Below are 13,392 nucleotides of genomic sequence, written 5' to 3'. Positions count from 1 at the left end.
GCCGCGCGAAGCGGCGCAGGCGTCCGGGCCTCCGTGGCCGGCCTTCCGGGGACGGAGCTGGGCGGCGGTCAGGCGTGGGACAGCATGCCTCGCAGCATGCCAAGCGCGCGCGTGTGCAGCTGCGAGACGCGCGGCTCGCCGATCCCGAGCTCTGCGCCGATGTCCTTCAGCTTCGCCCCTTCGAAGTAGTACATGCCGATCACGCGCCGCTCCCGCTCCGGGAGCTGCGCGATCGCGAAGGACAGCGCCCGCCGGGTCGCCTGCGCCGAGATCGCCTCGATCGGGTCGTCTTCGCCGGACATGTGCACCGACTCCTCGGTCGGGGTCACCTCGCTCAGGCTCACGAAGACCGTCGCGCCGCCGACCCTGCTGGCGGCTTCCGCCTCGACCGCCTCGCGCGCTCGCCGCGAGAGCCAGTCCTGCGCGCGGAGCTCATCGACGATCGCGCCGCGGATCCGGAGCTTCGCGTAGCCGGCGAACGTCTCGCCGTCGCTCCCGCCGTTCTTGCGGAGCGAGTCGACGAGCCCGAGCATCCCTGCGCTGAGCAGGTCGTCGCGCTGCACGTTGGGCGGCAGGTGGCGCGACACCTGCCGCACCAGCTTGCGGACGAGCGGGAAGTACCCCTGCAGCACCTCCGGGCGGAGCGGCGCGCACGTCGGCTCGTGGTCGCGCGGCCCGCCCGTGCAGGCCGCCTCGGTACAGCGCGGCGGGCTACACGGGCCGCCGTCCGGCTCGATGTCCGGCTCGCTGCTTGGCTCCAGCAGCTGCCACGGACCCTCGTAGGTGCAGGCCGACGTGACCTCCACGGATTCCCAAATTTCATGCGTGCATCTTGACGCGGCCTCCGCCGACTCCCAAAGCTCGCGGGAGAGCGACGCCCCCGGCTCCTGCACCGCGACGCTCGGCGCTCCATCGAGGCCGAGCGCAGAAGGCGCATCGGTCAGCGCGCGCTCACACGGAACGACCGGACACGTCGGGCCAAAGGCGACCGGCTGGACGAACCCGCCCCCGTCGCAGCACGCGGAGAGCGACATGGGAGGAGCGAGCCCCTCCCGCTGCAGTCGGGTCGATTGCTGCACGTGAGGTGGATTGGTGCCACAACTCTCGCAGCGTGCAAGGCAGAGCCGTGCAATTGTGTCTGGTGCGGATGTTCAGTGTGTGGATTATCGCCAGCGGCCGGGACAGCTCACCTTTTCGCGGGCGAAGTTTCAGGAGCAGGGGTGGGTGAACCTGACCCCAGGACCTTCTCCGCCTCGCCGCCTCCGCGCAACGTGTCCGAGTTTGTCCCTGTAGTATTCATGGATTGCGGCTGAGTGGCACGGGTCTCGCCTGACCCATATACCTCTTCTTCTGCGGACACGGGGACATCGCGCGCCGCTTCATCGGCCGCGACGGAACCCTTCGCTCCCTCGTAGCGCGGCGCCTCTCCAGGCCCCGAGTAATCCACCCAGTACACTTTATCTGATCTGACGTCCAGGTGAACGAACGTAGAGTTGGGATAATATCCGACACCTGCGTTGCGGAAACCTCGACAGAAATCGCGGACCACGGTGTTGGGCACGCCTTCGACCATGAAATCGACGGCGCGACCGTGGTTGTGGTTGGAGTGTGGGGTGTACTGGGTGGGTGAGTAGGGGCGATAACCGCTGACGACGCGGAGGGGCCTGCCGCCGAAGTGGTCGCTCACCAGGCCAATCAGCGTGGCGAGCCGCGGATCGATGGCAATCGAGGCGGTGGGGGATGCGCGCATCAGCCGGCTGAGCTTGGGGAGGGCCTTGGGCACGAGCCGCCCCTTCGGCGTGAGCAGCTGGACGTCCAGCCGCTCGGCGCCTCGCACCAGGCGGACCCATCCGGGGCGCTTGGGTCGCTGCACATAGCGCTTGTTCGGCGGCATCGCCGCGTCCCTCTTCGCCGACCCCTTCCCCGGGGGACGGGCCTCGGCGTCGCGCTCCTTCGCGCTGGCGCCGCGGCTCCGCTCCCGCTCGTCGCGCAGCGCGGCGGCCCGGCCAGGCGCGGCGCGCGTGGACCGCGCGCGCGCGCCGGGCTCACCCCGCTCCGGGATCACGAGGACGAGGCCCGGATGGATCCGCTGGCCAGGCTTGAGCCCGTTCGCCTCGCGGAGCGCGTCGACCGTGATGCGGTACCGCTTCGCGATCTTGCCGAGCGTCTGGCCGGCGTAGACCGTGTGCTGGCCGTCCTCGGCGACCGCCGCGCCGGGCGCGGCGCTCAGGAGAAAGGCCGCCGCGAGGGCGGCGAGCGCACATCGCAGCCGCGATGACCGCGGTGGCCGCGATGACGAAGAGGTGGGCTCCATCGCGGCCCCGGCGCGGGGGCCGATGCCGCAGAAACGGGAGAACTCCGGATGCATGAGGGGACTCTGACCTGACGTCATCCGTGCCCGACGACCGAGCCCCGGACGGTGCTACCCTGGGCTGGCGCGCGCTCGCCGGCCCGACCGGCGGCGCCGCACCGCATATCGAACTTCGATAGGCGGGCGGGAGGCGAGCGTAAAGCGGTTTTTTGCCCAGCGATCGTCGGTGGTGCGAAGCTTCGCCAGAAGCGACCAGAGGCGATCACAGGGGATCGGGCGCCCGGGAGCCGGGCAACGCAGCCCGGGCTTCCCTTGCTTCACCACGGCGGGCGCGGAGCAGGACGGACGGGATGTCGGAAGGCAAGAACTTGATCGGGGTCGATATCGGATCGAGCGCGATCAAGATCGCTCAGATCAAGGAAGGCCGCAGGGGCTATGGCCTCGTGCGGCTCGGTTACGCGCCGCTCGCGCCGCAGGCCATCGTCGACGGCCACGTCATGAACGCGCAGGCCATCGTCGAGGCGCTCGGCCGGGCCTTCTCCGAGGCCAAGATCCGCCAGCGCGAGATAGCGCTCAGCATCAGCGGCCAGGCGGTCATCATCCGCAAGATCACGGTGCCGCTCATGACCGCCGCCGAGCTGGACGAGCAGATCCAGTGGGAGGCCGAGCAGCACATCCCCTTCGACATCAAGGACGTCCACGTCGACTACGAGGTGCTGCGCCGGCGCCCCGAGGCCGGGCAGATGGACCTCCTGCTCGTCGCCGCGAAGCGCGACGAGATCAACGACTACACCCAGATCGCCAGGACGGCGAAGCTCAAGCCCATGGTGGTCGACATCGACGCGTTCACCGTCCAGAACCTGTTCGAGGTGAACCGCGGCATCCCGCCGGACCAGACGTTCGCCATCATCAACGTCGGCGCCAGCCTCGCGTCGATCAACATCGTGTCGCGCGGCGCGAGCGCGTTCACCCGCGACATCGGCAACGGCGGCAACTACATCACCGAGCAGATCCAGCGGAAGCTCGGCATCAGCTTCGAGCAGGCCGAGGAGTTCAAGTGCGCCAGCGTGACCTCGGGGCCGGGCGGCGTGCCCGCGCAGGTCATCGAGACCATCGAGCAGGTGTGCGACTCGATCGCCGGGGAGATCCAGCGCTCGCTCGACTTCTTCCTGGCGACGAGCGGTGAGGGCGACATGCACCGCATCTACCTGACCGGCGGCTCGTCCAACCTGCCGGCGCTGCCCGCCGCGATCGGGCGGCGCGCCCGGGTGGCCGTCGAGCTGATCCAGCCGATGGAGCGCATCACCGTGGAAGCGAAGGAAGTCAACCAGGAGCTGCTCCGGCTCCGGGCGGCGCAGTTCTGCGTCTCGCTCGGGCTGGCGATGCGCAAGGACCGGGAGAAGCGCTCGTGATTCGCGTCAACCTTCTCCCGCAGCGGCGCGGCACGCGCGGGGCCGCGCCCCAGGCGAGCCAGCGGTGGCTGCTCGTCACGCTCGGCGTCGTGATCCTCGAGATCGTCGCCCTCTTCCTCTTCCACCAGACGAAGGTCGAGGAGCTCGACGAGCAGAACCGGAAGAACTCGCTGCTGCAGAGCCAGATCCAGGACATCCGCACGCTCGTGGCGAACCACGAGGAGATCAAGAAGGCGCTCGAGGTGCTGCGCGCGCGCGAGGACGCGATCGCGAAGCTCCAGGCCGCGCGCAGCGGGCCGACCGCGGTGCTCCTCGAGCTCGCGCAGCTGCTCACGAACGGCAAGGGGCCGACCGCCGATCCGGACAAGCTCGCGCAGCTCCGCAAGGAGAACCCGCTCGCCGTCTACAACCCGTCCTGGGACAGCCGCCGGCTGTGGCTCACGAGCTACGTCGAGTCCGAGCGGACCGTGCGCGTCGAGGGGCTCGCGCGCGACGGCACCGACGTCTACGAGCTCGCCCAGCGGCTGAAGCTGTCCTCGTACTTCTACGACGTGCAGCTGCTCCCGGGGAAGAAGGAGAACGAGAAGGAGTCGCGGCTCGAGCTCGTCTCGTTCGCGCTGCAGCTGAAGGTGAGGTACTGATGGCCACGAAGCCCATGCCCGTGCAGGCCGGCTCGGCGCTCGACCGGCTGCCGCCGCTCGCCAAGCTCGGCGTCGGCGCGCTCTTCGCGGCGCTCGTCGGCATCCTGTACTTCGTCGGCTTCTACGCCGACGTCGACTCGCAGATCGAGGGCGCCGTGCAGAAGCAGGGCGTGCTCCAGGCGGAGCTCACCAAGGCGCAGGCGTCCAAGGCCGCCTACCAGAAGGACCTCGACGAGAAGACCCGCCGCGAGCAGATGAGCCGCGAGCAGAAGAAGATCCTCCCGGACGAGTCCGAGACGCCGGCCTTCCTCTCCGCCATCCAGGGCGTCGCGACCGTCTCCGGCGTCAACCTGACGTCATGGAGCCCCACCGAGGAGATCCCGCAGGAGTTCTTCTCCAAGGTGCCGATGCAGCTCACGCTCTCCGGCAAGTTCCACCAGGTGGCGAAGTTCTTCCACGGCGTGGGGCAGCTCGATCGCATCATCAACCTCGAGGAGGTCGAGATCAAGGAGCCGAAGGTCGTGGGGAGCGACGTGGAGGTCAAGGTGGAGTGCCTCGCGACCGCGTTCCGCGCCGTGCGCGCCGGGGAGACCGCGACGAGCGGCGTGAAGCGTCGCAGCGGCGGAGGTGTCCGGTGAAGGCCGGCCGGATGATGCTGCTCGCCCTCGGGGCGACCACCGCCGCGGCCCTCGCGCTCGCGGGGTGCGAGGAGGAAGAGCCGCTGACCTCCTCCACCCAGCCGCGCCCGCCCGGGGCGCAGGCCTCCGCCTCGCCGCCGCGCGCGCCCGCGGCCGGCGCCGCGTCCGCGGCCGCGGACGCCGGCGCGCCAGAGCTGCCGCCGCTGCCGCTCCGGGAGTTCCAGGAGGCCGACTTCTCCGAGAGCGACCGGAGCCGCGACCCGTTCCGGAGCTTCGAGTCGCTGTTCGCGACGCAGGCCCGGGGTCGGGTGACGATCCAGCGCCAGGTCCTCGTGGATCGCTTCGCGCTCGACGAGCTCAGGCTGGTCGGCGTCGTCTCGCGCGCGCCGGCCCGCGCGCTGCTCACCGATCCCACGGGGCTCGGGTGGGTGGTGAAGGTGGGCGATTTCGTCGGCAAGGCCGAGATCGTCCATGCGGGCGGCCCCACGGGCGTCGACGTGGCCGTGAACTGGCGCATCGATCGGATCCGCGACTCGGACGTCGTCTTCATCCGCGAGGACCCGTCGCACCCGGAGATCCCGCCGACCACGCGCGTGATCGCGCTGAGGCCGCTCGGCGAGGAGAACGAGGCGGCCCTCGGCGGCCCGTGACCGCCACGAATTGGGCCCGCGCCGGGCACCCGAAGTAGCCTCCCGGCAGCGTGACGCAGATCTCGCGTCACCGCGAAGCGGGAGTGCAATGAAGAGCAATCGAGACTATCGCCCGAGGCGGGGCGCGCTTCGCCGTGCTGCGGCACTCGGGGTGATGTTGATCCTCGGCGCTCCTGCGGGAGACGCAGACGCCGCCGCCCCGATCAAGGTCAGCGACGTCAGGCTCACGGCACCGGACGAGGGCAAGGCCGAGATCGTCGTCGCGACGACCGGCGAGCCGCGCTTCTCGGCGCGGGTCGCGGACGGCGGCAAGCGGCTCCTCATCGACCTCGAGGGCGCCGAGGCAGGCGGGGCTTCCGGCGCGATCACGAGCGGCAACGCGATCGTGGCCGGGGTGATGACGCAGGGGTTCGGCAAGGCGACCCAGCGGACGACGCGGGTGCTCGTGCAGCTCGCGCGCCCCGCTGCCTACCGGATCCGCGCCGAGCAGGGCGCGCTCGTGATCGAGCTCGCCGCCGCCGACGCGACGGCGCCCATGGCGGCGCGGGCCCCGGCCGGCCCCGCGGCGGCGGCGCCGGAGCGCGAGCCGGCGGCGATCACCGACGTGCGCTTCGAGCACCAGGCGACGCTCGATCGGGTCGTCATCGAGCTCTCGTCGATCCCGGGCTACCGCGAGTCGACAGGCAAGGGGGGGCGCCGCGTCATCGAGCTCAGCGGCGTCCGGCTCCCCGACGCCCTCCAGCGCAAGCTCGACGTCGGCGCCTTCGGCGGCCCGGTGCGGGCCATCTCGACGTACCGGCGCAACAGCGACGGCTCCAGGGTCGTCGTCGAGGTCGAGCAGGCCGAGGGCGCCTCGGGCGTGGTCGCGCGCGAGGGCAACGCGCTCGTGCTGAGCGTCGCGAAGGGCGCGCTGCCCACGGCGCTCTCGGGGATCGCCGCCGACGGCGGCGCGGCGAGGCGGACCCGCACGGTGGCGCGCGAGGCGGTCCTCGACGACGGGGCGCCGAAGGTGGAGACCTCGTTCGATGGCGCGGCGAGCAGCCAGGAGTCGCTCGTCGAGCCCGACCAGGCCGGCGCGTTCATGCCCGCGATCGCCGGGCAGCAGCGGCGGTTCACGGGGCGGCGCATCGACCTCGACCTGAAGGACGCGGACATCCACAACGTCCTCCGGCTGATCTCCGACGTGGGGCGGGTCAACATCGTGACCGCCGACAACGTGACCGGGACGGTCACCATCCGGATGCGCAACGTCCCGTGGGACCAGGCGCTCGAGACGGTGCTCCAGGCCAAGGGCCTCGGCGTGGTCCGGCAGGGCAACATGATCCGCGTCGCCCCGATCGCCGATCTCAACAAGGAGCGGGAGCTCGCGATCGCGCGGCGCAAGAGCGAGCTCCAGCTCGCGCCGCTCGAGACGCGGCTCATCCCGATCAACTACGCGGACGCGAAGGACCTCCAGGACCGCTCGAAGGACATGCTCTCGCCGCGCGGCTCGCTGGCGGTCGACGAGCGGACCAACGTGCTCATCGCGCGCGACGTCGCGGGGAACCTGAACCAGATCGAGGAGCTCGTCCGCTCGCTCGACACGCAGACGCCGCAGGTGCTGATCGAGGCGCGCGTGGTGGAGGCGACGAGCCGCTACGTGCGCGACATCGGCATCCAGTGGGGCGGCGACGGGACGTTCAGCGCGGCGACCGGCAACCCGACGGGGCTCGTCTTCCCGTCGGCGATCGGCATCGCCGGCGGCGCGACCGACTCGAACAGCCCGACCGGCGGCCTCTCGCCGTTCTCGAGCACGGTCTCGAACCCGAACTTCGCGGTGAACCTGCCGGCCATCGTCGGCGCCGGGCAGGGCGGCGCGCTCGGCTTCACGCTCGGCTCGATCAACAACACCGTCAACCTCGGCGTCCGGCTCTCCGCGGCCGAGGCGAGCGGCATGCTGCGGGTCGTCTCGAGCCCGCGCATCCTCACGCTCGACAACCGGGAGGCGCGGATCAGCCAGGGGACGCTGATCCCGTTCTCGCAGATCAGCGCCCAGGGCGTGCAGACGACCTTCCAGGAGGCCAAGCTCCAGCTGCTCGTCAAGCCGCACGTCACGTCGGACGGCAGCGTCGCGATGCACGTGAAGATCAACCGCGACGAGCCCGACTTCAACCAGACGTCGGCCCGCGGCGACCCGACCATCCTGAAGCGCGAGGCGGAGACCGACCTCCTGATCATGGACGGGCACACGGCGGTGATCGGCGGGATCTTCACCCGCAACACCGGCCGGAACCTCGATCAGGTGCCGTTCTTCGGGGACATCCCGGTCCTCGGCCTCCTCTTCCAGCGGCGCCGCGCGAGCGACGTACGGAACGAGCTCGTCATCTTCCTCACGCCCCGCATCGTGAACCGCGCCGAGGCGCTCGGCCGGTAGCCCCCGGGCGCGGCGCGCCTCGCCGCGCCCCGAACCCCCTCAGGCGCGCTTGCGCCGGGCCGCCTCCCGCGGGCTCGGGGCGGTGTCCGTCACGACGCCGCGCAGCCACGCCCGCGCGGGATCGCCCTCGGTCCGGCTGTTCCACGCCATCGCGATCTCGATGGGCGGCAGCTCGAACGGCAGGTCGAAGGTGCGGAGCGGCACCAGGCTGGAGAACGCCCTGCCCAGGCGCGTGGCCACAGTGGCCACGAGATCCGACGCGGTGATGGCGTGCGGCACGAGGAGCACGTGCGGCACCGTCATCGCCTCATGGCGCGCGATCCCGCGCGCCGCGATGAGATCGTCCGCGACCCCGTCGTGGGCGCCGCGCCTGGGGACGACGACGTGCGGGAGGGCCGCGTAGGTCTGGAGATCGACCTGCCCGCGCGCCGTGGGGTGGCTCATGCGCGCGAGCCCCGCGAAGCGATCGTCGAAGAGGGGCGCGCGGCGCAGGTCGGAGGGGAGGCTCTCCAGCGGGAAGACGCCGATCGCGAGATCGATCTCGCCGCTCCGGAGCGCGTCGACGGCGCGGCCGTCGAGCGGGAGCAGGTGGAGCGCGAGCCTCGGTCCGCCCTGCGCGAGCGCCGCGTTGAGCCGCGGCAGGAGGACGAGCTCCACGTACTCCGTGGCGGCGATCCGGAAGGTGCGATCGCTCGTCGCCGGGTCGAACGCCGGCGTCGTCTCGCCGAAGAGGCCCGCGAGATCGTGGACGATCGCGGCGACCTGCGGCGTCATCGCCTCGGCGCGCGAGGTGAGCGCCATCTGCCGGCCGACCCGGATGAGCAGCGGGTCGGAGAAGAGCTCACGCAGCCGCGTCAGCGCGTGGCTCATGGCGGGCTGGCTGAGGCCCACCCGGCGGGCCGCGAGCGTCACGCTGCGCTCCTGCAGCAAGGCGTCGAGCGCGATCACCAGGTTGACGTCGATCGCCGAAAGATTCACTCCGAGAATATACGATGAGCCATGTATCCACAGCGTGGATACTTTCGTTTTCTTGCGCGGGCGCGCGGCGTGCGCGGCGAGGATGGGTGATCCCGCGCCTGCGGGCGCTGTCGTGCGGCCCGCGTGGCTGCTAGGGTCGCGCGCGGCTCCCCCTGATCGGCGGTGCCTCGCGGAGACCATGACATCGCCCGTTCTGCTCGGGGGGATCGACTTCTTCCACCTCATGAACGATCGCGCCATGCGATCGCGCGGCCAGGCGGGCAACCACTGCCTGTTCGTGATCGAGCTCGACGGTCGCCTCGATCTGGCGCGGCTCGCGGTGCGGATCGAGCGCGCGACCCGGGCGCTCCCCGAGCTCCGGTTCCGGCTGGACAACAGCGTGCTCGGGCGGGCGGGGCGGCCCCGCTGGGTCGTCGATCACCACCGGCGCGCCCCCGGGCTGCGCCTCCACGAGGTGGCGGGCGAGCGCGAGCGCGCGGCGCGCCTCGAGGCGCTGCTCGCGGACCGGACCTCCGCGGAGCGGCCGTGGGCGCTCGACGTCGTGCGCGACGTGGGCGACGGCGATACGGTCGTGCTCCGCCACCACCATGCGCTGACGGATGGCAGGGGCGCGGATCGGCTCGCCGCCTGGCTGGGCTCCGGGAGCGGCGACGCGCCCGACGACCCGCCGCCGCGGCAGGAGCGGCATGACGCGCCGGAGCGCCTGCTGGCTGCCATGGATCGCGACGAGCGGGTCGCGCTGGCGCGCGCGTACAAGGCCCACGTGCTGTCGCTCGGCCGCGCGCCCATCCTGTCGCTCGCGCGCGCCTGTCCTCAGGTGCGGCCCTCGGCCTCGCGCGTCCTCCGGCTCACGCTCTCGGCGGAGGAGACCCGCGCCTTCGATCTCCGGGTGCGCCAGCGCGCGCGGCTCGCCGAGACGAGCCTCATGCTGATCGCGGCGACGCGGCTCGCCGACCGGGCGCTCGCGGGCCGCGGCTTCGCCCCGCCGCACCACGTGATCCCGCTGCCCCTCTCGCTCGACCCCAAGGGGGGGGCGCGGCGGCTCTTCGGCAATCACCTCACGATGGCCCTGCTCTCGCTCGGCCGCGACGAGCTCCACGACGACGCGCGCGCGGTGGCCCGCCTCGCCGAGCAGCAGCGCGCCGTGGTGCGCGACAGGCTCGATCTCGCCATGATCGCCGCGCTCGATCTGGCCCGCTGGCTCCCCGGCCCGATCTACCGCTGGCTGGGGGACCAGCCCTTCCAGGGTGAGCTCGCCTCGCTGATCGTCTCGAACCCCGGCGCGGTGACGGTGGAGCGGTTCGCGGGGCTCCCGGTGCGCTCGGCGTACCCGCTGCCCGCGGTCGTCGCGCCGCCGGGCTTCCAGGTGATCTTCAGCCGCTTCGGCGGTCGCCTCTCGGCGTCGATCATCCACGGCGACGGGCTGCTCCGTCCGGACGAGGTGGAGGCGATGCCGGGCGCGCTCCGCGCCGAGCTGCTCGGAGAGCCCGCGCCGCCGGGCGGCGGCGCGGTATAAGGGCTCTCGTCATGCGCACGTTCGATATCGTCATCATCGGCAGCGGCATCGCCGGCGGCTTCCTCGCGCGGCAGCTCCGCCTCGCGTGCCCCGACCTCGGGGTCCTCGTGCTCGAGGCCGCCGAGGCGATGGAGGATTACAAGGTCGGCGAGAGCACGGTGGAGGTCGCGGCGAACTACATGGTTCGCCGGCTGAACCTCGGCACGTACCTCTACCAGCACCAGCTGCCCAAGAACGGGCTCCGCTTCTTCTTCGACTCTCCGGACAAGGATCTCCCGCTGCCCCGGATGAGCGAGATCGGCTCCGACCACATGCCGTTCCACCCGAGCTTCCAGCTCGAGCGCGCGCGGCTGGAGCGCGATCTCGTGACCATGAACCGCGCCGCGGGCGCCGAGGTCGAGCTCGGCGCCAAGGTGGTCGACGTCGCGATCGACGGGCGCGGCCGGCACACGGTCGTCTACGAGCAGGGCGGCGAGCGGCGCGAGGTCGCCTGCCGCTGGGTCTGCGACGCCTCCGGGCGGCGGCACGTGCTCTTCCGCAAGCTCGGCGTGAAGGTGCACAAGGAGGCGCGGCTCAACACGGCGGCCGCGTGGGGGCGCTACCGCGGCGTCGCGGGGCTCGATGGGGTCACCGACGCGGCGTGGCGGTCGCGCGCGCGGTACACGTCGCGCCACCTGTCGACGAACCACTTCATGTACGACGGGTACTGGATCTGGTTCATCCCGCTCGCCGGTGATCTGGAGGGGACCGCGAACGCGGATCCCCGACCCGCGTTGATGAGCGTGGGCGTCGTGTTCGACAAGGACCGGATCGGCGCAGGCAACGTGCCGGCCGGGGCGCTGCCCGGGCCGCGCACGCGCGCGGAGTTCGAGCGCTTCCTCGGCGCCCACCGCGCCGCGCGCGAGCTGCTCGAGGGGGCGGAGCTCGAGGATTTCCAGAGCTATGCCCACCTGCCGTACCACGCGGAGCAGTATTTCTCGACCGACCGTTACGCCGTCACCGGCGAGGCCGGCGCGTTCACCGATCCCTTCTACAGCCCCGGCTCCGATTTCATCGCGACCGCGAACGAGTTCATCACGCAGATGATCCTCTCCGACGTCCGCGGCGACCGCGCCGGGTTCGAGGAGAAGGTCGCGGCCTACGACGCGTACTACCGGTTCAAGTACGACAGCACGCTCCGGCTCTATGAGCGCATGTATCCGGTGTTCGGCAGCTTCGAGCTCTATCGGCTGAAGTACCTCCTCGACTTCAACAACTACTACAACCTCGTCGTCTGGCCGTTCATGGCCGACCGGGTGACGGACGTCGGTTGGATCCGGGAGGAGCTCAGGTTCACCGATCTCGTGCTGCGCGCCCTGTCGACGATGGGCGAGCACTTCGCGTCGCTGGCGAGCGACCTGCGCGCGCGCGGGGAGTACTTCGCGCAGAACGAGGGGCGCTTCGCCAACGGGCTGAACGGCGTCGCGCAGCTGGAGACGCGGCTCGGACCGGCCATCGACGAGCGCTTCCGGCGGGAGCAGGTCGACCGGGCCTACGGCAGCGTGTTCGCGGCGCTCGTCGAGAGGCGGCTCGGAGAGCAGGGCCTCTCCGACCGCGCTCGCCTCGTCTCGGAGCTCACGCTCCCCCAGGTGCTCGTGTTCCGGGACATCGCGCCTGAGCGGCTCGCGCGCCTCCTCCAGCGCATCGGCGAGCGGATGACGAAGGAGCTCCGCGAAGAGCTCCCGGACGCGGGCATCGAGCGGATCGAGCTCGGGGCGAGCGGCGTGATCTCCGTGACAGGGCCCGCCGAGGGGACCAAGGCGCATGCGGACGCCCTGTCCCGGGCGCGGGCGCTCTGGGACGTCTCGGCGGGATCGCTCGCCCACATCGCCCTCTGAGCCCGCTCTCGCGGGCTCCGGGACCGCGGTCGTCGCCGTCGGCGAGCGCCTCGCGGCTGCGTCGACGGGCTGCCCGCGGTTTCTCCTGTACGCGCGCCCGTTCCGCAGTATCACAACGGCCGATGCGGTGGAGAGCAGCAGGTGGGCGTCTGGGTCAGTGGGCGATCTCTGTGGCGCTGTCGATGGGCGCTGTCGGCGCCTGCGTCGGCGCGGTCGCCGAGGGCGGCGCGCCGCCGCGGCAGGAGCCGCCGGAGCAGGGGTGGATCACGGCGTCGGCGCCTGACGCTGGCGGCGCTCCGCGCTGTCCGCACGGAGCGCTGGAGGATCCGCACCGTGGCTTCGTGCGTTGCCTCGAGCCGGGCGAGGCGGATGCCGGCTGGCTCCCGCCGTCGCCGCAGCCCGAGCCGCCCCCTCCCGACGGCGGCGCCCCCCCGTCTGACGGCGGTGTTCCCGGCGACGCCGGCCCCATCGACGGCGGCGTGCCTGACGCATCGATCGTGTCGGCGCCGCTCCCTCTCGTGGAGATCAAGGAGCCCGAGTTCATGAACGGTGACGTCCCGAACGTGGCCAAGCGGCTAGAAAAGGTCGCCCCCGACCTGGCGAAGTGTGTTGCCGACAATGGCGGCCTCTCTGGCGCGTCGGGCAGCATCAAGGTCCAGTTCCTCGTCCGGGTGCGCGGCCGCGCCGAGGGTGTCGAGATCCTCGACTCACGTGGCGTCACCCCCGACGCGCAGCGCTGCATCCGTCAGCTCCTCAAGAACAAGCCCATCGGCACGCCCAGCGCCGACCCCGTAGGCGTGACCGTCTCCCTCTCCCTTCGCGCCCCGAAATAACGAGCCCCTTACAAAGACCCCCTTACAAAGAGCCAGGGCGGGCGGGGGTGGTGCGCGAGCGGGCGGCGGGGGTGGGCCCCACGAACCCGAGGGCCGGCCCGCCTCGCAGCGCCCCCTCTCTGA

Annotated in this window: 11 protein-coding genes; 8 read left to right on the top strand and 3 right to left on the bottom strand. The window is 71.6% G+C overall.

Translation table 11 applies throughout. The annotated features are described in order from the left end of the window. Positions 1 to 68: 68 nt before the first annotated feature. Positions 69 to 806, bottom strand: coding sequence for a sigma-70 family RNA polymerase sigma factor (locus WMF45_RS34185; RefSeq protein WP_437709484.1), 738 nt, complete (start codon positions 804 to 806; stop codon positions 69 to 71). A 380-nt stretch (positions 807 to 1,186) separates the two neighbouring features. Beyond that, positions 1,187 to 2,368 (bottom strand): DUF882 domain-containing protein, encoded by a 1,182-nt coding sequence (locus tag WMF45_RS34180; RefSeq protein ID WP_437709482.1) that lies wholly within the window; start codon positions 2,366 to 2,368, stop codon positions 1,187 to 1,189. 293 nt (positions 2,369 to 2,661) lie between these two features. Between WMF45_RS34180 and pilM the strand changes: the two genes are divergently transcribed. The 5 genes from pilM to WMF45_RS34155 all read left to right on the top strand — a co-directional run bounded on the left by pilM (position 2,662) and on the right by WMF45_RS34155 (position 8,065). Then, the gene (pilM, locus tag WMF45_RS34175) at positions 2,662 to 3,723 is read left to right on the top strand and encodes a type IV pilus assembly protein PilM (protein ID WP_012238809.1); all 1,062 of its coding nucleotides are present in this window, start codon (positions 2,662 to 2,664) and stop codon (positions 3,721 to 3,723) included. Continuing rightward, positions 3,720 to 4,364 (top strand): PilN domain-containing protein, encoded by a 645-nt coding sequence (locus WMF45_RS34170; protein WP_437709480.1) that lies wholly within the window; start codon positions 3,720 to 3,722, stop codon positions 4,362 to 4,364. The genes pilM and WMF45_RS34170 overlap by 4 nt, the downstream gene beginning before the upstream one ends. Then, entirely contained in the window at positions 4,364 to 5,002 is a 639-nt protein-coding gene (locus tag WMF45_RS34165; protein WP_437543374.1) for a type 4a pilus biogenesis protein PilO, read from the top strand. Before WMF45_RS34170 ends, WMF45_RS34165 begins: the two co-directional genes overlap by 1 nt. Beyond that, entirely contained in the window at positions 4,999 to 5,652 is a 654-nt protein-coding gene (locus WMF45_RS34160; RefSeq protein ID WP_437709478.1) for a pilus assembly protein PilP, read from the top strand. Before WMF45_RS34165 ends, WMF45_RS34160 begins: the two co-directional genes overlap by 4 nt. A gap of 154 nt (positions 5,653 to 5,806) precedes the next feature. Then, complete coding sequence (locus tag WMF45_RS34155) at positions 5,807 to 8,065, top strand: type IV pilus secretin PilQ (protein WP_437709476.1); 2,259 nt, start codon at positions 5,807 to 5,809, stop codon at positions 8,063 to 8,065. A 39-nt stretch (positions 8,066 to 8,104) separates the two neighbouring features. Here WMF45_RS34155 and WMF45_RS34150 read toward each other — a convergent pair whose 3' ends face one another. Continuing rightward, positions 8,105 to 9,043 (bottom strand): LysR family transcriptional regulator, encoded by a 939-nt coding sequence (locus tag WMF45_RS34150; protein ID WP_437709474.1) that lies wholly within the window; start codon positions 9,041 to 9,043, stop codon positions 8,105 to 8,107. A 178-nt stretch (positions 9,044 to 9,221) separates the two neighbouring features. On the opposite strand from WMF45_RS34150, the gene WMF45_RS34145 reads away from it, so the two are divergent. From WMF45_RS34145 to WMF45_RS34135, 3 genes are all read left to right on the top strand, one after another. After that, positions 9,222 to 10,559, top strand: a complete 1,338-nt coding sequence (locus tag WMF45_RS34145) for a wax ester/triacylglycerol synthase domain-containing protein (RefSeq protein ID WP_437709473.1) — start codon at positions 9,222 to 9,224, stop codon at positions 10,557 to 10,559. An 11-nt stretch (positions 10,560 to 10,570) separates the two neighbouring features. After that, positions 10,571 to 12,436 (top strand): NAD(P)/FAD-dependent oxidoreductase, encoded by a 1,866-nt coding sequence (locus tag WMF45_RS34140; RefSeq protein WP_437709471.1) that lies wholly within the window; start codon positions 10,571 to 10,573, stop codon positions 12,434 to 12,436. Positions 12,437 to 12,618: 182 nt separating this feature from the next. Beyond that, positions 12,619 to 13,269, top strand: a complete 651-nt coding sequence (locus WMF45_RS34135) for a hypothetical protein (RefSeq protein ID WP_437709469.1) — start codon at positions 12,619 to 12,621, stop codon at positions 13,267 to 13,269. Positions 13,270 to 13,392 lie beyond the last annotated feature (123 nt).

Source organism: Sorangium sp. So ce448 (genome assembly GCF_051520915.1).
Lineage (GTDB): Bacteria > Myxococcota_A > Polyangia > Polyangiales > Polyangiaceae > Sorangium > Sorangium cellulosum_B.
Note: the sequence above shows the minus strand (reverse complement) of the source record. Positions and strands in the feature narration are given on the sequence as shown.

Coding starts and splice junctions, on each gene's coding strand:
- WMF45_RS34180 (WP_437709482.1), bottom strand. CDS start 2,368: ATGCATCCGGAGTTCTCCCGTTTCTGCGGCATCGGCCCCCGCGCCGGG.
- pilM (WP_012238809.1), top strand. CDS start 2,662: ATGTCGGAAGGCAAGAACTTGATCGGGGTCGATATCGGATCGAGCGCG.
- WMF45_RS34165 (WP_437543374.1), top strand. CDS start 4,364: ATGGCCACGAAGCCCATGCCCGTGCAGGCCGGCTCGGCGCTCGACCGG.
- WMF45_RS34155 (WP_437709476.1), top strand. CDS start 5,807: ATGTTGATCCTCGGCGCTCCTGCGGGAGACGCAGACGCCGCCGCCCCG.
- WMF45_RS34145 (WP_437709473.1), top strand. CDS start 9,222: ATGACATCGCCCGTTCTGCTCGGGGGGATCGACTTCTTCCACCTCATG.
- WMF45_RS34140 (WP_437709471.1), top strand. CDS start 10,571: ATGCGCACGTTCGATATCGTCATCATCGGCAGCGGCATCGCCGGCGGC.
- WMF45_RS34135 (WP_437709469.1), top strand. CDS start 12,619: ATGGGCGCTGTCGGCGCCTGCGTCGGCGCGGTCGCCGAGGGCGGCGCG.